Source organism: Paucibacter sp. B51 (genome assembly GCF_027863535.1).
Taxonomy (GTDB): Bacteria; Pseudomonadota; Gammaproteobacteria; order Burkholderiales; family Burkholderiaceae_C; genus Paucibacter_A; species Paucibacter_A aquatilis.
Genome location: NZ_JAPIVN010000001.1, coordinates 2,832,127 through 2,851,532, shown reverse-complemented (window position 1 = coordinate 2,851,532; position 19,406 = coordinate 2,832,127). Strand labels below are relative to the sequence as shown.

General features: G+C 67.2%; 13 protein-coding genes. 5 read left to right on the top strand and 8 right to left on the bottom strand.

What is annotated here, in order from left to right:
* Positions 1 to 5: 5 nt before the first annotated feature.
* The 3 genes from kdpA to OOB33_RS12180 form a co-directional block, all read right to left on the bottom strand.
* The gene (kdpA, locus tag OOB33_RS12190) at positions 6 to 1,814 is read right to left on the bottom strand and encodes a potassium-transporting ATPase subunit KdpA (RefSeq protein ID WP_271008859.1); all 1,809 of its coding nucleotides are present in this window, start codon (positions 1,812 to 1,814) and stop codon (positions 6 to 8) included.
* 1 nt (position 1,815) lies between these two features.
* Positions 1,816 to 1,905 carry a K(+)-transporting ATPase subunit F gene (gene kdpF / locus OOB33_RS12185; protein ID WP_102767659.1) on the bottom strand — a complete coding sequence of 30 codons (90 nt, stop codon included), beginning with the start codon at positions 1,903 to 1,905 and terminating at the stop codon, positions 1,816 to 1,818.
* Positions 1,906 to 2,883: 978 nt separating this feature from the next.
* A complete protein-coding gene (locus tag OOB33_RS12180) occupies positions 2,884 to 5,727 on the bottom strand; it encodes a TonB-dependent receptor domain-containing protein (RefSeq protein WP_271008858.1) in 2,844 nt (947 codons plus the stop codon).
* Positions 5,728 to 6,183: 456 nt separating this feature from the next.
* Here OOB33_RS12180 and OOB33_RS12175 point away from each other — a divergent pair, with 456 nt between their 5' ends.
* Positions 6,184 to 7,851 carry a M20/M25/M40 family metallo-hydrolase gene (locus OOB33_RS12175; protein WP_271008857.1) on the top strand — a complete coding sequence of 556 codons (1,668 nt, stop codon included), beginning with the start codon at positions 6,184 to 6,186 and terminating at the stop codon, positions 7,849 to 7,851.
* A gap of 54 nt (positions 7,852 to 7,905) precedes the next feature.
* Here OOB33_RS12175 and OOB33_RS12170 read toward each other — a convergent pair whose 3' ends face one another.
* The 4 genes from OOB33_RS12170 to OOB33_RS12155 all read right to left on the bottom strand — a co-directional run bounded on the left by OOB33_RS12170 (position 7,906) and on the right by OOB33_RS12155 (position 12,728).
* Positions 7,906 to 9,210, bottom strand: a complete 1,305-nt coding sequence (locus tag OOB33_RS12170; protein ID WP_271008856.1) for a hypothetical protein — start codon at positions 9,208 to 9,210, stop codon at positions 7,906 to 7,908.
* A 144-nt stretch (positions 9,211 to 9,354) separates the two neighbouring features.
* Complete coding sequence (locus OOB33_RS12165) at positions 9,355 to 10,638, bottom strand: hypothetical protein (RefSeq protein WP_271008855.1); 1,284 nt, start codon at positions 10,636 to 10,638, stop codon at positions 9,355 to 9,357.
* A gap of 67 nt (positions 10,639 to 10,705) precedes the next feature.
* Positions 10,706 to 11,554, bottom strand: coding sequence for a LytR/AlgR family response regulator transcription factor (locus tag OOB33_RS12160; RefSeq protein WP_271008854.1), 849 nt, complete (start codon positions 11,552 to 11,554; stop codon positions 10,706 to 10,708).
* A gap of 46 nt (positions 11,555 to 11,600) precedes the next feature.
* On the bottom strand, positions 11,601 to 12,728 hold the full coding sequence (locus OOB33_RS12155) for a sensor histidine kinase (protein ID WP_271008853.1): 1,128 nt from the start codon (positions 12,726 to 12,728) through the stop codon (positions 11,601 to 11,603).
* A 141-nt stretch (positions 12,729 to 12,869) separates the two neighbouring features.
* Here OOB33_RS12155 and argH point away from each other — a divergent pair, with 141 nt between their 5' ends.
* Positions 12,870 to 14,297 (top strand): argininosuccinate lyase, encoded by a 1,428-nt coding sequence (gene argH / locus OOB33_RS12150; protein WP_271008852.1) that lies wholly within the window; start codon positions 12,870 to 12,872, stop codon positions 14,295 to 14,297.
* Positions 14,298 to 14,439: 142 nt separating this feature from the next.
* A complete protein-coding gene (locus OOB33_RS12145; protein ID WP_102769850.1) occupies positions 14,440 to 15,096 on the top strand; it encodes a hypothetical protein in 657 nt (218 codons plus the stop codon).
* 18 nt (positions 15,097 to 15,114) lie between these two features.
* Here the strand turns inward: OOB33_RS12145 and OOB33_RS12140 are convergent, their stop codons facing one another.
* Positions 15,115 to 17,121, bottom strand: coding sequence for a methyl-accepting chemotaxis protein (locus OOB33_RS12140; RefSeq protein WP_271008851.1), 2,007 nt, complete (start codon positions 17,119 to 17,121; stop codon positions 15,115 to 15,117).
* A gap of 363 nt (positions 17,122 to 17,484) precedes the next feature.
* On the opposite strand from OOB33_RS12140, the gene OOB33_RS12135 reads away from it, so the two are divergent.
* Positions 17,485 to 17,970 (top strand): hemerythrin domain-containing protein, encoded by a 486-nt coding sequence (locus OOB33_RS12135; protein WP_102769848.1) that lies wholly within the window; start codon positions 17,485 to 17,487, stop codon positions 17,968 to 17,970.
* An 80-nt stretch (positions 17,971 to 18,050) separates the two neighbouring features.
* Positions 18,051 to 19,334 (top strand): DNA polymerase IV, encoded by a 1,284-nt coding sequence (dinB, locus tag OOB33_RS12130; protein WP_271008850.1) that lies wholly within the window; start codon positions 18,051 to 18,053, stop codon positions 19,332 to 19,334.
* Positions 19,335 to 19,406 lie beyond the last annotated feature (72 nt).

The window sequence follows — 19,406 nt, the reverse complement described above, 5'->3', positions numbered from 1 at the left end:
TACCCTCACAGCTTCCAGAGCAGCAGGTGCTCGACGATGGGGCCGAGGGCCAGGGACGGAACGTAGTTGAGCAAGCCCACCAGCAGCACGGTGCCGATCAGCAGGCCGACAAACAGCGGGCCATGGGTGAGCAAGGTGCCGCTGCTGACCGGGATGCGCTTCTTCGCGGCCAGGCTGCCGGCCAGTGCCAGCACGGGCACGATGACGCCGAAGCGGCCCAGCCACATCACCACACCCAGCAGGGTGTTGTAGAAGGGCGTGTTGGCAGACAGGCCGGCGAAGGCACTGCCGTTGTTGTTGCCGGCCGAGGTCAGGGCGTACAGGATCTCGCTGAAGCCATGGGCACCCGGATTGGCCACTCCTGCCCGGCCAGCCTCGCTGAGCACGGCCAGGGCTGTGCCCATCAGCACCGCCATGGGCGTGACGAGGATGGCGATGGACACCATCTTCATCTCATAGGCCTCGATCTTCTTGCCCAGGTACTCGGGCGTGCGGCCGATCATCAAGCCGGCAATGAAGACCGCCAGGATGGCGAACACCAGCATGCCGTACAGGCCCGTGCCCACACCGCCGAACACCACCTCGCCGAGCTGCATCATCACCAGGGGCACCAGGCCACCCAGTGGCGTCATCGAGTCGTGCATGCTGTTGACAGCGCCGCAGGAGGCGGCCGTGGTCACCACCGCAAACAAGCTGCTGGCGTTGATGCCGAAGCGGGTCTCCTTGCCCTCCATATTGCCGCCGGCCTGCACGGCGCTGGCGGCCTGGTCCACACCCAGGGGGCTCAGGGCCGGATTGCCGGCCTGCTCGGCGCTGGTGGCGGCGAGCACGCCGGCGATGAAGAGCGCACTCATCGCCGCCAGGATCGCCACACCCTGACGTGAATCACCGACCATGCGGCCGAAGCAGAAGCACAGCGCCGCCGGGATCAGAAAGATGGCCAGCATCTGCAGCAGATTCGACAGTGGCGTCGGGTTCTCGAAGGGATGGGCCGAGTTGGCATTGAAGAAACCGCCACCATTGGTGCCCAGCATCTTGATGGCCAGCTGCGAGGCCACCGGGCCCATGGCCAGAGTCTGGCTCTGGCTGCTGACGGTCTGGCTCAGCGGCTTGCCTTCGGCATCCAGCTGGGGCTGACCGTCGGCGCCCAACTTCGGCACGGCATAACTCTGCGTCTCCAGGGTCCTGACCTCCTTGTAGGCGTCAAAGTTCTGGATCACGCCCTGCCCCACCATGGCCACAGCCAGCAGCAGGGACAGCGGCAGCAGCACCCACAGCGTGATGCGGGTCAGGTCGGCCCAGAAATTGCCCACCGTGCCGGCCAGCGCACCCGCGGCCTTGCTTGAGAAACCACGGATCAGCGCAAACACCACGGCGATGCCGGTGGCGGCCGACACAAAGTTCTGCACCGTCAGCGCCAGCATCTGGGTCAGATAGCTCATGCTGCTCTCGCCGCCATAGCCCTGCCAGTTGGTGTTGGTGACAAAGCTGATGGCGGTGTTGAAGGCCGAGTCCGGCGCAATCGCCGCCATGCCCTGCGGATTCAGCGGCAGCAGGTCTTGCCAGCGCTGCAGGCCGTAAACGGCCAGCACGCCGAAGAAGCTGAACAGCAGCAGCCCCAGCGCATACTGCTTCCAGTGCATGCCTTCGTCGGCATTGACTCCGGCGAGGCGGTAGATCGGCGCCTCGACCCGGCGCATCCAGCGCGGCAGATCACCGGCCGCCACCGCGCTCAAGCCACGCGACAGCGGCCAGGCGGCCAACAAGAGCAGGCCCATGAACAGGGCCAAATTCATCCATGCCCAGGCGTCCATCTCAGAACTCCTCGGCACGCAGCAGGGCGTACAGCAAATAGGCGAACAAGCCCGCGGCCACCAGGCCGCTGACCCAGTACAAGGCACTCATGGCTTGCCCCCTGCCGCAGCCAGCTTGTGGCTGGCCAGGGCCAGGCCCACAGCCAGGCCAAACAAGGCCAGGCTCAGGACCAGAAAGATCCCATCCATCAGCATCATCTTCTTCATCCTCACGGTCGTTTGACGGACCTTGTTGCAATGAAGTCAGCTTAAAAACAGACGCATCAGGCCCGTGTAGAAGCTGGGGGGATGGGTATCAAGAAGGTGTAAAGACCGCCGCAAGGTGGGGCGGCTTCCGGCACTTTGCGGTCGTCCCTTGCGCTGATCGCTCAGGCTGCGGTGGCTCGGCCCGCCGCCGGGCTCATGGTTCGCGGGTCGGCTCTTTGAGCCGACTCTCCTCGGTGCTCACTGCGCGGCTCAGCGGCGCCAAACTCCCTCCGTTCGCTGCGCTCACTGTGGTCAAACAGTGGCGCCGAGTCAGAGCTTGAAGCGCGTGAGTACACGCGCCTGAGCCGCTCCGCTGCGCCCTCGGCCGCGCACAAATGGCCCTTCGGCGGGCGAGCCACCTCCGGATGTGGCCTGCTCCACCGTGGAAGAGGCACATCGACCGCGATGCAAGCGCCCTGCAGCCCGTGCCGCTGCCGGGCGATTTGTGTCGGGCCGAGCAGCACAGCGCCTCGGGGCGCGCGCGTACCCGCGCGCTTCAAGTTCTGACTTGGCGCTTCTGTCTGAACGAAGCGAACGCAGGGAGCGAAGTGAGTTATGCGCCAGCCCCGAGGCGCGAGCAGCGCAGGGAAGTCGGCCCGCCAGGGCCGACCCCGAAACCATGAGCCCGGCGGCGGCGCGGGCTGCAGGGGCTCACGAGCAAAACCAAGGGCTGCTCTGCGCCGAAAGCCGGCAAACCGTAAACAGGGCAGGCATAAAAAAGGCCGGCATCAAGCCGGCCTTTCAGGTTCATGCTCGAGTGCCTCGGGATCCAAGCCGCCTCTCGCAAGTCGGCTCGAACCCGATACCCCCGGGGCAGCTCAGATCACCAGAAGGTGTACTCGGCAGCCAGACGCAGCATGCGGCCTTGGACGTCTTCACGATCCGGGGGGATCACGCCACCAACGCCGAAGCCACGGTAGTCCACCGGGGCACGGGTGCCCAGGATGTTGCGGACGTTGGCACTCAGCTTCAAGGCCTTGATCGGGCTGTAGCTGACGTTGTAGTCCAGGCGCGAGTAGGCGCCATAACGGCATTGCTCAGCGCTCAGATTCTTGGTCTTGGCACAGTCGGCCGGCGTCCAAGCCGGCGCGTTGAAGTCGCCGTTCAGGGCCGTGCTGTTCTGGTAGTGGAAGGTCAGGGCCTGAGCCACCGATCCCACACTGTGGCTCAGGGTCAGCTTGGACTTCCAACGCGGCGTGCCGTAGCGGCCGGCCATGTTGTCGCCGTAGCCCTTGCGCGCAGCGCTCCAGTAGTACAGATCGGTGGTGTAAGTCAGGTCCAGATCGGCGCCGAACTTGCCGACTTCCGTGGCGACCTGACCCTTGACGGTCACGTCCCAGCCCGAGGTCTTGGTGCGGAACAGGTTCTCGAAGGTCGAAGTCACCGACTGCAGACGGCCCGCGGTCACGCCGTACTTGGCGCGCGCAGCGGCGTCGAAGATCTGATCGTTGGCCAGGTCGCCACGACCGATGACGCCCGAAGCCAGGGTGTCTTCGATGTTCAGCAGGTCGTTGACGCTCTTCAGGCCGATCTCGTCCTTACGCTCGATGCGCCAGTAGTCGATGGTGGCGCTCAGGTCCTTGACCGGCGAGAAGGCCAGACCCAAGGTCGCGGTGCGGCTGGTCTCAGGCTTCAGCGAAGGGTTGTAGGACACGATGCTGGCCACGCCGCGCGAGCATTCGCCCAGCACGTTGTCGGCTTGGGCCGTCAGCAGCTGCTTGTCCGGGTTGCCCGCGGGCAATGCGGCAGCCTGGGCCTTCAGGTCCTTGGCGTAAGCCGAAGCCTGGTTGCAACGCTTCGGGTCGCTGATGCCGTTGTTGAATGCGAACTTGGTCGAGGGCGCGTTCTCGGTCAGGTTGGGAGCGCGGAAACCGGTTTCCAGCGTGCTGCGGAACAGCAGTTCCTTGCTCGGCTGGAAGCGCAGGGCCAGCTTGGGCGAGAAGTGCGCGCCGAAGCCGGGGAACTTGTCCACACGACCGGCGGCCTGCAGCTCCAGGCTCTTGAAGATGGGCAGATTGCCTTCCAGGAACACAGCGCCGTAGTTGCGCGAAGCGTTCGAGCGCACCGAACCGAAGCCGACGATGTCGCCGCGCTCCAGGCCACCGGTGGGTGTGATCTGCACTTCTTCGCGACGGACTTCAAAGCCCGTGGCCACGTTGATGGCGCCAGCCGGCAGGCTGCCGTACTCGCCGCTCAGCTTGCCGTCGATGAAGTACTGCTTGACCTCAGCGTCGTAGCCGTAGGTCGGGAACAGCTTGGCCAGCACGGCGGCCGAGTTGACCTGACCGATCTTGTAGCCATTGGCCTTGTTGAAGAAGTCAGCGTCCAGCTTGGTCTTGGTGTAGTCGCCGATGACTTCCTTGAAGCCGGATTCGCTGAACGCGCCGCGCTGGTCCATGGTGGTCTTGCCACCCATCACACCCGCAGCGGTGTCCCAGTCGAATGCGCCCCAGACGCCCTTCAGGCCGGCCAGGACGCGGTACTGATCGGTCTTGACCAGTTTGTGCGCATCGGAATCGGAGAAGCGATAGCGGAACTCAGCTTCGGCGCCCGTGTTGTTCAGGGGGTGCTCGGCAGGCAGGCCACGGTTGCTGAAGCTCTTCAGACCATTGGTCTGGGGGTCGCCCCAGACGGTCGTGCCCAGAGCCGTGCCGTAAGCGTTGTAGGCACTTTCGTAGTGAGTCTTGGTGGTGGAGAACAACACTTCCGAGTAGGCCTGCAGCTCTTCATTGATCTGCAGCTTGCCCGAGACCAGAGCGGTTACGCGCTCTGCCTTGGGCGTGGCTTCGAAACGCTCGTAGCGATCGTACTGGCACAGGCCACCGATCAGGTTCGCCTCCGTGCAGCCTGCCAAAGGCTTGAGTGCGTTCTTGCCATTGCTACCCTTGCTCATGACATTGCCCGGGTAAGCGTAGGTCGAGGGCGTGCCAAAGCCCGTCGAGAAAGCAGCGTAGGCCGGATTGGAGTCACCCACGACCTCGTTCCACATCACGCCGTTGCGCTTGTACAGGTCCACATTGGCCAGCACATTGAAGCGGTCGCGGGCGAGGTCGCCGTAGCCACCGGTCAGGGTCAGGCCCTTGTCGTTGAACTGGCTGTTCAGCAACGAGGCTTCGCGGTTGACCTTGCCGATCAGGCCTTGGAAGTCACGGCGGGTGACGATATTGATCACACCTGCCACGGCGTCCGAGCCATAGATGGAGGAGCCACCGCTCTTCAGCACTTCGACGCGCTCGATGGCCTCAACCGGCAGGGAGTCGATGTTGGTGAAGGTCTGGTTGTAATCGGCCAGCGGGTAGCTGGCGACACGGCGGAAGTTCAGCAGCACCAAGGTGGACTGCTTGCCCAGGTTGCGCAGCGAAGCCGAAGAGGCGCCGCCGGCAAAGCTGTTGCTGCCGCCCAGGTCGCTCAGGCTGCCGGTGCTGGCAGCCAGTTGCTCGACCAGCTGGCGCACGGTGGCCACACCGCTCTTGGCGATGTCTTCGCGGCGAAACACAGCCACCGGCGAAGCGCCTTCGGCGTCCACACGCTTGATGTGGCTGCCAATGATTTCAACGCGCTCCAGCGATTGCGTCTCGGCGGCAAAGGCGGTGGAGCAAGTCAGGGCGCTGGCAAATGCAATGCCAGTCAGGGCCAGGGGAGACTGGCGCTTGAAAGTACGGGACATCAGGGATCCTTCAGAACACTGCCAGCAACGGGGTTTCCGGCCGCAGCGTCTTGTTGCTTACTACGGGAAATGCGCGCACCCACCCGAGCGGTGGCGCTGCCCCACTGTCCTGGTCAGACCAGCCTGGCAGCCGCGCGGGCCGCATTCTGGCAGCTGAAAACAGGGTTTTTGCGTAGCGGATTCAAGGGATGCAGCTTTGCCACACTGCGGGTTAACCAGCGAAATTGCGTCATTTTTGTGGCATGCGTGGGGCTGAAAACTGCCATGAAGCTCGGCAAAACCAGTGTTTACCCTAGGTTTTCAAGGCCCAGGCCGGCCGATTTCGCACACGAAAACCCTCTGACCAGTTCCGAGGTGGACTTCTAAGATCGGTCGATTAGCAGCCGCACCGGCTGCGCTGCGCGCACAGCCCCACAAAGAGAGCGTGCAAGAAGGCACAACCGAGGAGACTCCGCCATGAAAAAAACCACCCCCCTGCTGGCCGCACTCGGCCTGAGCCTGGCCGCCCTGAGCAGCGCCAGCCTGGCCGGCGAAAAGATCTGGATCAGCCTCGGTGATGCCGCCCTGGCCCAGCTGCAAAAGCACAGCGACAGCGCCCGCCCGCGCCTGAGCGTCCGCAGCGGCCTGAGCCGCTCGGGTGAATTCAGCGCCGCCAGCAGCGCGCGCCGGCCCGGCCTGAGCAGTGGCGCCGCCCGCACCGCAGCGGCCGCCCAGCTCGAATCCATCCACCTCGTGCAGATCGACGAAGACCTGCTCGGCCAGCTGTCCGACTCCATCCACGAAGAACTGCGCCGCTGCGGCGGCTATATGTTCCATGCCAGCCTGGAAGACGGCCTGGCCACCTTGCAAGCCCACAGCAGCGAAGCCGCCAAGACTGGCGGCACTTTGGGCGCGGCAACGGGTGCGGCAGCCGCAGGCCGCGCCAGCGGCCCCTCGCGCCCCAGCTATGTGATCGACCAGCAAGCCCGGGTCACGCCCATGCTGGCCCAGATGCAGGCCAGCCGCATCGGCCAGACCATCGTCGACCTCTCCAGTTTCACCAACCGTTTCTACAAAACCAGCTCGGGCGTGGCTGCCTCGAACTGGATCAAGCAGCAATGGGCGAACCTGGGCGCCGGCCGCAGCGACTTCTCGGTGGTGCAGTTCAACCACCCCAACTGGGCGCAGAAGTCGGTGATTGCCACCATCAAGGGCAGCGACAACAGCCGCGAAGTGATCGTGCTGGGCGCCCACATGGACTCGATCAATGGCTCCAACACCACCGAAACCACGGTGGCGCCCGGCGCTGACGACGACGCCTCGGGCGTGGCCAGCCTGACCGAGATCCTGCGCACCCTGATGGCGAACAACTACAAGCCGCGACGCACCATCCAGTTCATGGCCTACGCGGCCGAGGAAGTGGGCCTGCGCGGCTCGCAGGAAATCGCCAAGAGCCACAAGCGCCTGGGCGCCAATGTGGTGGGCGTGATGCAGCTGGACATGACCAACTACAAGGGCTCGCCCAAGGACATCTACATCTACACCGACTACACCGATGCGGCGCAGAATCAGTTCGTCAACAACCTGATCCAGACCTACCAGCCTGAGCTCAGCATCGGCACCGATGTCTGCGGCTACGGCTGCTCGGACCATGCCTCCTGGACCGCCCAGGGCTATGCCGCGTCCATGCCCTTCGAGGCCGCCTTCAACCAGGACAACCCCAAGATCCACACCGCCAACGACACCTACGCCAACACCGGCAGCCAGGCTGACCATTCGCTGAAGTTCGCCCGCCTGGGCCTGTCATATGCGGTGGAGCTGGGCAGCGACGGCCCCGGCAGCAGCGTGCCCAGCGACAAGGTCGAGGTGCTCAAGGGTCGCCTCGCCACCGGCGCCAGCCAGGTGCTCGGCCCCTTCAAGGCCAAGGCCGGTGCTTTCAAGGCCAGCACCATCGGCGAAGGCGACATCGACCTCTACGTCAAGGTCGGCGCCGCCCCCACCACCAGCAGCTTCGATTGCAAGTCCGACGGCAGCACCTCCGTCGAGAATTGCGCCATCAATCTGAGCGGCAACAGCGAGGTCTATGTGCTGCTCAAGGGCTACGCCGCCGGCACCTACAAGCTGACCGTCAGCTACCAGCCCTGATAAGGCCGACGAATCCCTGACGAGTGAAACTTCCGCCAGCCCTTGGGTGCCAACTCAGGGCTGGCTTTTTTTCGCCTGCTCCAGCGCCTCGGCCTGAGCGCGAACGACCTGGCGGCCTTGCAAATAGCGCCACTCGCCGAAAGCCGCGTAATCGGCCAGTTGCTGAAACTGGGCCTGGTGTCCACCACAGCCCAGGGCCTGGCGCTGCAAGTCCTTGATGCCCGCCACCGTCTCGAAGGCGTCCTGGTCTTCCACCAGCTTCAGCTCTTGGGCTCGCTCGCCCCACAATAGCTTGTCGACCGCCGAATCGGCCGCCAGGGCAAGCGCGAGATTGTGGCCTTGCCGGTCTTCGCTGTCGCGCCACAAATGCTCGGCCAAGCCCGTGCAGGCCCGCTGAACCTCCGCGTCACGGACACGCAAGGTCTTGCAAAGATGCTGCGGCGTCGGCGCACCGACCAAGTCTTCCGAGGCCGCCGCGTCTGCGCGCAGCAAAACTTGCGAGGCCGCCCTCAAGCCCGGCGATCCCGACATGGGCAGGCTCAGCAAGACGTGCAGCACATGGCGGCTGTAGTCGAACTGACGCGGCGCTTCGGCGGCGCGCAGCAAGACACGGCGCTGCTCCTGTGGCTGGCGCGTCTCCGCGAGCTGGGCCAGCCAGGCCAGGCGGTTGTCGGGCTCGACCTCGGCCCACAGGGCGGCGGGCACCCGCGTGCAAGTCACCGAGCCACCCACGCACTCGGCACGCAGGGCCAGAAACACAGCCAGGGGCAGGCGGCTGCTGCGCGCCAGGTTCTGCAGATTCTCCTGCGCCTGCCCGCGCGCGGCCTCGTCCTCGGCATAGCGGTACTGCAGCCATTCCGCCACGGCGCTGAACATGGGTTGGCTCCGCGTCCGCAGCAGACGGATGGCCTCGTCCACCTGCTTGCTTTTCGCCTGGCTCAGACTCTTGCTGTCGCCAGGCCAGGGGCTCAAGCCATTGCCCGCGCGCAGACCGTCTTCGGCGCACCAGCGGGCATCGACGCGCCGCGCCTCCCATTCCTCCGGGCTGATGCGCGAGCCCGGCGGCGGGGTCGCCGTGGCCACCCCGGCCTGGCGGTAATGCTCGGCCAGCACCCGGTCCTCGGCATCGCGCGCGAGGCTCCAGAAAGGGCTCAGCGCGGGCGGAGCACCTGCGGAGGCGCTGGTCGCAACATGCGCTGAAGTGGGCGCCGCAACAGCATCTGCTGCACCCACGGCCCCATTCGGCTCCTGCAGCCAGAGCCAGGCGCCTGCGGCCAGCAGTGCGCCACCACCGGCCAGCCAGGCGCACCAGCGACGGCCGTGGCGAATGAACTGAATCTTGGGGCCTCGATTGGCCATGCCTGCTCCTCCTGCACGCCGCGCTTGTTGTTGTTCTCCGTGTGTGTGTTGCGCGATCGGGCGGAATGATACGTAAAGCTCAGGCGGCTTGGCACCACCTCAGCCGCGCTGCCCAGCCTCGTCTTTCTTCGCTCAGTCAGCACTTCAGCGGGTCGGCGAATCCGGCCGCGGCGCAGAGGCGCCGCGCCGTTCCACATGGGCTTGCAACATGGCCCATTCGCCCTTGCTCGCCAGATCGCCCAACCTCAGAGCGACGACATCGGGCGCCACGCACTCAAAGGGTTGCCCCCCGTGTTCGCGCTGAAATGCGTCGAGATCCGCTGGCGATGCAGCCTCCAGGCGCTGCTGTTCCGCGCGGCGCTCGACCCATTGCGGATTGTCTGCATCCATCGCCTTGGCAAGACTGAGCGCCACGGCGTGGCTGAGCAAGTCCTCGCCGTCACGCCAGAGCTGCTGGGCCAGCATGCGGCACTGCGCGTGCAAGACCGAGCCCGGCTTCGCCTCGCTGCTTTTGCACAAGCGAAAAGCTCCGCCGCTGAACTGCGGGGGAACGCCAAATGCCGCAGCCGACCACACGGCGTGTTGAGCCGCCCGACGCATGCCGGGCTGCACTTCGTGCGGCAAGGTCTGCAAGGTTCTCAAAACCTCGCGGCCGTAGTCGATGTGCTGGGGCGCGAGCACGGCCCGAGCCAGCCACACGCGTTGCGCTGCGGGCGCATCGGTCCGCGCGAGCAGAGCCAACCAGGCCTGACGGTTGTCCGGCTCCAGCTCAGCCCACAGCGAGGAAGGCACCGGGGTGCATGCAGCCGCATCGGCGCAGCCCATGTGCAAAGCCAGGTACACCGCCACCGGCTGTCGGCTGCTGCGCGCCAAATCCTGCAAGCGGGCTCGCGCGCGCGCCGCCGAAGCGGCATCCGTCGGATGGCTGATGTCCAGCCACTCTGCCGCCACCTGGGCCTGGATATCCGCACGCTGCCGCAGCTGCCGGGCCCAGGCCCGGACCAGCTGCTGTTGGGCCGCTCGCAGGTCCGCCAGCGCCGGCGGCGGCTCATCCCCACCGTCCCAGCGCAAGCCACCCTCGGCGCACCAGCGGGCATCGCGGCGCCGCGCCTCCCACTCGGCGGCATCGATGCGAGAACCCGGCGGCGGCGTCACGGTGGGCACACCGGCCCGGCGGTAATGCTCCACCAGCACCCGGTCCTCGGCCTCGCGGGCCAGGCTCCAGAACGGGCTGGTCGAGGCACTCGAAGCCGCGCCGGGCTGGGCCCTCGACTGAAGCGCCGCCCTGCCGGCCGCTCCAGCGCCCTCCTGCAGACGCCCGAGCCCGAACCACGAAGCGCTCAGGCCCACAGCCGCCAGCAGTGCGCCCAGCCACAGCAGCCAGCGCGATGAATGACGAAGAAATCGGATGCCTGGCTCTGCGGCCATGGTGCCCCTCCCCGGGTCCCTCTGACCTGATGGTCAGTTCTGTTGGGAGCCCGATGATAGGGCGTGCTCAGCTGCCGCGGTCGGCCAGCGCTTCCCGCACCGCCGCCACCTGACGGCGCGACACCGACAGCCATTCATTGACATGGGCGATGCGCACCGCCCAGCCATCGGCCACCTCGGCCTGCACCGGGTCCAGGCCGCCAAGCTGGGTGTCCAGGCCGTCGTCCGGGCTGGCGTGGCTGGGCGCGTGGCGCTCCAGCTGGCGCACCGCGGCCTTGGCCACCAGGGCGTTGCGGTGCACGCGCAAAAAGCGCTCGCCCAGGCGTGGCTCCAGCTCGGACAGGCTGCCGTCCATCACCAGGCTTTGCGTGGCGGTGCGCAGGGTCAGGTATTTCAGCTCGGCCTTGAAGTACAGCACCTCGTTCAGCGGCACGCGGATCAGACGGCCGCGGTCGCTGACGACGATGACCGGCTGCTCCGGCTCCAGCTCACCCGGCTGGGTGGCCTGGAAGGTCTGCATGGCCGAGCGCTCGGCCAGGCGCTGGGCCACGCGGGTCAACGCGGCCTGCAGGCGCTCGCGCCGCACCGGCTTGGTCAGGTAATCCATGGCCTCCAGCTCGAAGGCTTGCAAGGCATGACCGGCATGGGCCGTGACGAACACAATGGCCGGCGGCTGGGCCATCTGCTGCTGCAGGCTGTCGGCCAGCTGCAGGCCATCGGCCCCGGGCATCTGCACATCGAGCAGGATCAGATCGCAGCTGTGATCGCGCAGCCAATGCTGGGCCTGGGTGGCGCTGCTGGCCTCGGCCACCACCTCGGCCCGCGGGTCCACACAGGTCTCCAGCAGGCTGCGCAGGCGCAGGCGCGCCAGGGGTTCGTCATCAACCAGGAACACAGACAGGGCGGCGGGCTGCATGGCGGAAGATCAACAAAACTTAGACATCGAAACTCGGGAAGCAGGCTCAGATCGGCAGGACGATGCGCACGGCAAATCGCCCCGGCGAGGGGCTCAGCTCAAAGCTGGCGGCCACATCATGCATCAGGCGCAGGCGCTGGCGCACATTGCGCAGGGCCAAACCGTGACCAGATGTTTGCGCTGCACGGCCCACGCTGTTGCTGACGCAGATCTCCACCTCGCTGCCGCGCCGGCGTGTGCGGATCTCGACATCGCCGCCCTCGTCGTTGGGCTCCACACCGTGGCGCACGGCGTTCTCCACCAAAGGCTGCAGCAGCAGAGGCGGCACGCGCGCGCCGCTGGCCGCCGGGTCCAGGTCCCAGTGCAGGCGCAGGCGCTCGCCGAAGCGCACCTGCTCGATGTCGAGGTAGCGGCGCGCCAGCTCCACCTCTTCGTCCAGGCGCACCACCGTGGTGGCGTCGGCCAGGGCCACACGGAACAGCTCGCTCAAATCCTCCAGCAAACCTTCGGCCTTGAGCGGATCCAGGCGCACCAGGGCGATGGCGCTGTTGAGGGTGTTGAAGAGAAAGTGCGGGCGGATGCGCGCCTGCAGCTCCACCAGCTGGGCCAGGGCATCGGCCGGGCGCTGCGAGCGCTCGCGCAGTTTCATCCAGGCCAGCAACAAGGCGGCCACCGCCGCCCCGGCCACGCCGATGCTGATCCAGCGAAAACCGGAGCTGGGCTCCAGCGCCGCCAGGTTCAGCAACTGCCAGCCCGCCGAGGAGCACAGTGCCCCCAAGCCCAGCAGGCTGGCCCATTGCCAGGGTTCGCTGAGCTGGGCCAGCAGGCGCTTACCGGCGCAGACCAGCAGCAGCCACAGCAGCACGGCCGACAGCGTGACAACGGTGCCGCTGGCCACCCAGCTCATCCACTCATCCAGATGGCGCGCCGCCAAGGCCAGGCCCAGGGCCAGCAAGCCCTGCACCCCCAGCACCGCGCGCAGCACCAGGCCGACATGGCAGACATCGAACACCCGCTCGGGGTCGAACAGGGGCAGCACCTCGGTCTCCTCGGCGGGCTGGGTGGGCAGGCCGAGGATGGAGGTCAGGCTGGTGGTGTCGGGCCAGACGCTGGCGCGGCTGGAAGGGCCGCCTTCGGCATCGGAGGAGGAAGACTTGGAACGAGGCGAGGTCACGAGAGGCAAGGCTCCTGAAGTCAGGCCGCCGGCAAGGCCAAGGCGGACGGTGGGGCTCGATAGAATCAAGCGCCCTCGGATTGTGCGTCAGCCACCCCTGGGCCCCGCCTCTCCCACAGCAGCTTTGCGCGCCCTCTGCCCATGTCATCCACCTCCCCTGCCCCCGGCCAACCCAGTGACAACCAGCTCGCCAACAAGGCGCAAGCCTGGTCCGCGCTCTTCTCCGAGCCCATGAGCGATCTGGTCAAGCGCTACACCTCCAGCGTGTTCTTCGACAAGCGCTTGTGGGCGGCCGACATCCAGGGCAGCCTGGCGCACGCCGAGATGCTGCATGCCCAGGGCATCCTGGCCGCCCAGGACCTGGCCGACATCGAGCGCGGCATGGCCCAGATCAGGAGCGAAATCGAAGCCGGCCAGTTCGAATGGCAGCTCGATCTGGAAGACGTGCACCTCAATATCGAAGCCCGCCTGACCGCCATGGTCGGCCTGGCCGGCAAGCGCCTGCACACGGGCCGCAGCCGCAATGACCAGGTCGCCACCGATGTGCGCCTGTGGCTGCGCGGCGAGATCGACGAGCTGCTGCTCCTGCTCAAGGCCTTGCAGACCGCCCTGGTCGATGTGGCCGAGAAGAACGCCGAGACCATCCTGCCCGGCTTCACCCATCTGCAAGTGGCCCAGCCGGTCGCCTTCGGTCACCACCTGCTGGCCTATGTGGAAATGTTCGCCCGCGACGCCGAGCGCCTGATCGATGCACGCCGCCGCGTCAACCGCCTGCCGCTGGGCGCCGCCGCATTGGCCGGCACCAGCTACCCGCTGGACCGCGAGCGCGTGGCCCGCACGCTGGGCATGGAAGGTGTCTGCCAGAACAGCCTGGACGCCGTGTCCGACCGCGATTTCGCCATCGAGTTCACTGCCGCCGCCTCGCTGGTGATGGTGCACATCTCGCGCCTGTCGGAAGAGCTGATCCTGTGGATGAGCCAAAGCTTCGGCTTCATCGACATCGCCGACCGTTTCTGCACCGGCTCCAGCATCATGCCGCAGAAGAAAAACCCCGATGTGCCGGAGCTGGCGCGCGGCAAGACCGGCCGCGTGGTCGGCCATCTGATGGGCCTGATCACCCTGATGAAGGGCCAGCCCCTGGCCTACAACAAGGACAACCAGGAAGACAAGGAACCGCTGTTCGACACGGTGGACACCTTGAAAGACACCCTGCGCATCTTTGCCGAAATGGCCGGCGGCATCACGGTCAAACCGGAAGCCATGGAGCGCGCGGCGCTCAAGGGTTATGCCACCGCCACCGACCTGGCCGACTACCTGGTCAAGAAGGGCCTGGCCTTCCGTGACGCGCACGAAATCGTCGCCCACGCGGTCAAGACCGCCATCGCCAGCGGCGTCGATCTGTCCCAGCTGCCCTTGCAAGAGCTGCAGAAGTTCGATGCCCGCATCGGTGACGATGTGTTCGAGGTGCTGAGCCTGCGCGGCTCGCTGAACGCCCGCAACATCCTCGGCGGCACGGCGCCGGCCCAGGTGCGGGCCCAGGTGGCGCGCCACCGCGCCCGCCTGATTTGAACGGCTACTCTGGAGGTCTGGCCCGATCTCCGGCCAGGCAAGCTGCTACCGCGGGGCGCTGAAGCTGCTACTTCGCCCCCGGGGCCCGGGAGTGTGGCGCCTGCTCGGCAGAATCCACGGCTTTCCTGCCTCGAAAGCTGCCATGCGCCGCAAGTTCCTGCTCCTCCTGTCCCTGGCTGCCCTGCCCTTGCTGCCGCTCGAGGCCCAGGCGGCCGACCCGCTGTGGCTCAAGACCCTGGCCCATCTGGAAGCGCAAAAGCAGGTGGTGCCCGATGAATCGAGCACCCGCATCGAAGCCACCAGCAACTACACCGACACCACACTGACCCGCCGCAAGCTCGACCATTGGGAGGGCAGCAAGCCCATCTACCGCATCACCGCCGCCGAGCCGCCGCTGGCGCCGGGCGACGCCGAGCGCGAGAACCAGAACCAGCAGATCAGCGAGACCCTGGGCCGCGGCCAGGACTGGCTCAGCCCCGACACCCCGGTGCGCCGCAGCGAGGGTGTCGCGCTCGACGGCCAAAGCTGGACCCTGTTCGAGGCCGAGGACAAGAGCTTCACCCGCAAGGTGCTGCTGCGCGCCTGGGTCGACCCCGAGACCGGACGCCCACACCGCATCGACATCCAGGGCCGCTTCGTGATGGTGATCCAGCTGGACGTCAGCTCGCGCTACCAGACCGACGCGCGCGGCCGCAGCCTGGCCCAGAACGTGGCCGGCACCCTCAAGGTGGACACCCTTGGCAAGGGCATGAATCTGCGCTTTGACATCGCTGTCGATTCCTGGGCCGAGCGGCCTTGAGCGGAGCGCTCTCGCAACTCAGGCCGCCAAGAGCTCGCCCTCGGGCAGCTTGAAACGCTCCACCCCGGCCACCAGCTCGCCCGATTCCTGCTGCAGCGCCTGGGCCGAGGCCACGCTGCGCTCGACCAGGGCGACATTGCGCTGGGTCAGTCCGTCCAGCTCCTGCACCGAGGCGCCGACCTGGGCCACGCCCTCGCGCTGCTGAGCCGCGCCGCTGGCGATCTCGGCCAGCAGCTGGTTCATGGCCGCGGCACTGCGGGCAATGCGGGCCATGGTGGCCTCGACCTCGCCCACCTGCTCGCCGCCGGCCTGCACCCGTTCCAGATTGGCCGAGATCAGGCTGCGGATCTCTTTCGAGGCCAGGGCCGAGCGTTGCGCCAGGGCCCGCACCTCGGCCGCCACCACAGCGAAGCCGCGCCCCTCCTCGCCCGCCCGCGCGGCCTCCACCGCAGCATTGAGGGCCAGGATGTTGGTCTGAAAGGCCAGGCTGTCGATCAGGCCGGTGATGTCGGCCATGCGGCCCGAGGCCTGCTCGATGCCGGCGATGCTGTGCCGCAGGCGCTGCACCTGGGCGCTGCCCTGCTGGGCCAGATCGGCATTGCCGGTGGCCATGCCGGCGGCATCGCCCGCGTGTTCGGCCGTCTGCCGCACGGTGACGGCGATCTGCTCCATGGCCGAGGCGGAAGTCTGCAAGCTGGCGGCGCTTTGCTCGGTGCGCCGCGCCAGCTCCACCGCGCCCTGGGCCATATCGGCGCTGGCCTGCAAGATGGCGCCCGAACCATCGCGCACGCCGGCGACGATGTGGCAGAGCGAGGCCTGCATATCGTGCAAGGTGTGCATCAGGCGCGCGGCCTCGTCGCAGCCCCAGGGCTCGGGGCGGGTGCGCAGATCACCGGCCGTCATGGCCAGCATGTGGCGGCGCAGCTCCTTGAGCCCGCCGTCCATGACCAGGAAAAAGCAGTGAAAGAGGTAGGCCGCCAGGGCCAGGCAACACAGCGTGGCCACGCCCAGCCACAGGCGCAGGGTCAGGAGATGCGTCTCGCGCTCGGCCAGCAGGCCATCCAGGGCCCGCAAGCCCTGCTCGGCCAGGCCCAGGGCCTGCTGCAAGGCGGCATGGCCCTGGCGATAGGCCTGCTCGGCCGTGCGCGTGCCCAGCAAACGGGTGGGGTCGCCGACCTCGCTGCGGTAGGCCGCCACGGCGTCGAGGGCCTCGACCGGCACCGCCTGCTTGAGCGAAGGCCGGGCGCGCGCGGCACGCTGCAGATCGCTGCGCACGGCCTGCAGGCCGTTCTGCACGCCAGCATCCCAGACGGCATAACGGCGCAATTGCTCGGGCGTGTAAAAGCCCTTGGCCAGGCCGAAGGTCGACCAGCCCCAGAGCTGGCCCAGGTCATCGGCCAGGCGCGGCAGATTGAGCACCAGGGCATCGACCAGGTAGAAGCCGTCCAGCTCGGCATCGAGCACCAGGCGCGAGTTGTCGCCGATGCCTTGCAGCAGCTCGACCACCGCGGCCGCCACCGGGCCAAACACCGTGCGCCCCTGCTCATCCACGCCCTGTGGTGCCTGCGCTGTCTGCGCCCAGGCCGTCTGCAAAGCCTGGAGGCGAGGCGCCAGGCCCAGGGCCGCCAAGTCCTCCCGGCTGCCTTGCGCCAAGCGGGCGAGAGCCTCATCGACACGGCGCCGGCCGCTGGCCAGATCGGCCTCGGCCGGCGGGTGGCCGCCCAGCAGGGCGCGCGTGGCGTTGCGCACCTCCAGCAGGCTCAGCAGCAGGGGCTGGGCCTGGGCCATCAGGCGCACGCCGGCGCGCTCCTTGCGCACAGTCTCCAGCGCCTCCTGCTGCGCCTGCCAGAAACTCAGGCTCAGCAGCAGGATGGGCAGGCCGAAGGCCAGGCTGATGCAAGCGGCCTTGAGCCGGAAGCTCAGGCGCCGGAACAGGCGCACGCCCAGGGCCCAGACGCCGTGGTGGCGAAAGAAATCCAGCGTGGGGCGCCGCAGCGCCTCCGGCTCGATGGAGCGGTCGATCATGATGTGCATTCCCTCGTTCATGGCTGGCCTGCAAGCACCGGCGCTCGGGTGAGGCCGTGTCTGCGTGTGAGCGATTCCGTCTCTGGCTGGGATGGCTGGAGAGGGTCCGCTTCTTGGCGTTGGCTAGTAGAGGCGCATTCTTGGCGCCTGGCCGGGCCCCGAAAGCCCGAGCAGGGCGGGCTCTGCCGGCCATCTTCACAATCGCCATCGACGCATGATCCGAACGGATCAGGACAAGCCGGAAAACGGGCGATATGCAAGCCAGGCCATACGCCGCTCGCACTTGATCTGCCACAAGCCCGGCCCAAACGGGCGACGCGGCCATGCCCGGCGCGCAGGCAAATGCGCTACCCTTGCGCTCCTATGAGCACCACCCTTGCATGGACCGACGCCCTGGTCCTGAACCAGCCCCAGATCGATCAGACCCACCAGGAGTTCGTCGCCCTGCTCAATGAGCTGGGCGAAGCCCTGGCCCAGCCCGAGCCCGATCCCCTGCCCCTGTATGCACGCCTGCTGAGCCATACCGAGGCGCATTTCGCCATGGAAGAGGGCTGGATGGCGGCCACCGGCTTTGCCGCCGACAACTGCCACAGCAAGCAGCACGCCATGGTGCTGGACGTGATGCGCCAGGTGCTGGCCCACACCCATGCCCATGCCGACCTGGAACCCATGCGCAATCTGCTGCCCGAGCTGGTGAACTGGTTTCCGGCCCACGCCGACATGATGGACGCGGCCCTGGTCTTCCACATGAGCCAGGTCGGCTACGACCCGCTCAGCGGTGCCATCGCCCAGCCCCTGGCCACCGAAGCCAGCGGCATCAGCTCCTGCGGCAGCCAGGGTTGCAGCTGAACCAAGCGCCTGAAGAAAAGCTGGATAAAAAACCAGCCCACTGACAGCGCTTGTCAGCAGGCCGCGCCACAATGGCGGCCATGTCCGAGCGCCTCGTAACGTCCTCCACGGCCCTGCCCGATCGCCTGATCGCGCATCTGGACATGGACGCCTTTTATGCCTCGGTCGAGCTGTTGCGCTACCCCGATCTGAAAGGCCAGGCCGTGGTGATCGGCGGGCGCCGCATGCACGAGCCGCGCACCTTGGCCGATGGCACGCGCGAGTATTCACGCCTGCGCGACTACACCGGCCGCGGCGTCATCACCACCTCCACCTACGCGGCGCGCGACCTGGGCGTGTTCTCGGGCATGGGCATGATGAAGGCCGCCCTGAGGGCGCCCGATGCCATCCTGCTGCCCACCGATTTCGAGGCCTACCGGCATTACTCGCGCCTGTTCAAGGCAGCGGTGGCCGAAATCGCGCCGGTGATCGAGGACCGCGGCATCGACGAGATCTACATCGACCTGGGCGAGGTACCCGGCATCCGCGAGCCGGTGGGTTTTGACCCCCTGGGCGGCGTGCGGGCAGTGGCGCGCGAGATCAAGAACTCGGTGCTGCGCGCCACCGGCCTGACCTGCTCGATCGGCATCACGCCCAACAAGCTGCTCTCCAAGATCGCCTCCGAGATGGACAAGCCCGACGGCATCACCCTGCTGCTGGCGCCCGATGACCTGCAGACCCGCATCTGGCCGCTGGGCGTGCGTAAGATCAACGGCATCGGCCCCAAGGCCGGCGCCAAGCTGCAGGCCCTGGGCCTGGAGACCGTGGGCCAGTTGGCCGCGGCCGAGCCGGCGATGCTGATCGCCCAGTTCGGCAAGAGCTTTGGCGCCTGGCTGCACGAAGCCGCCCATGGCCGGGACTCGCGGCCCGTGGTCACGCACAGCGAGCCGGTGTCCATCAGCCGCGAAACCACCTTCGAGCGCGATCTCCATGCCGTGCACGACCGCGCGGCGCTGGGCGCCATCTTCACCCGCCTGTGCGAACAGCTGGCCAGCGATCTGCAGCGCAAGGGCTACCTCGGGCGCACCATCGGCATCAAGCTGCGCTTCGAGGGCTTTCACACCGTCACCCGCGACCTGACCGTGGACCTGCCGACGCAAGACGCACAAGCGATACGCCGCGCGGCCGGGGCCTGCCTCAAGCGGGTGGATCTGGGCAAGCGCATCCGCCTGCTGGGCGTGCGTGTGGGCAATCTGAGCCGGCCCGGTGTGAGCAGCGCCGCCACCGGCCCGCGCCAAACCAAGCGGGCGGCCGCGGCCGCGGGCGAAAACCATACCGAGCCCGCCACGCCACGAAGCCGGGAAGAAAACCTCAGCCTGTTCTGAGTGCGCTGTCCATCCCTGTGGCGCCAGGGCTGCGCCCGGATCAACCCGAAGCGCCCCGCCACCGGCGCACTG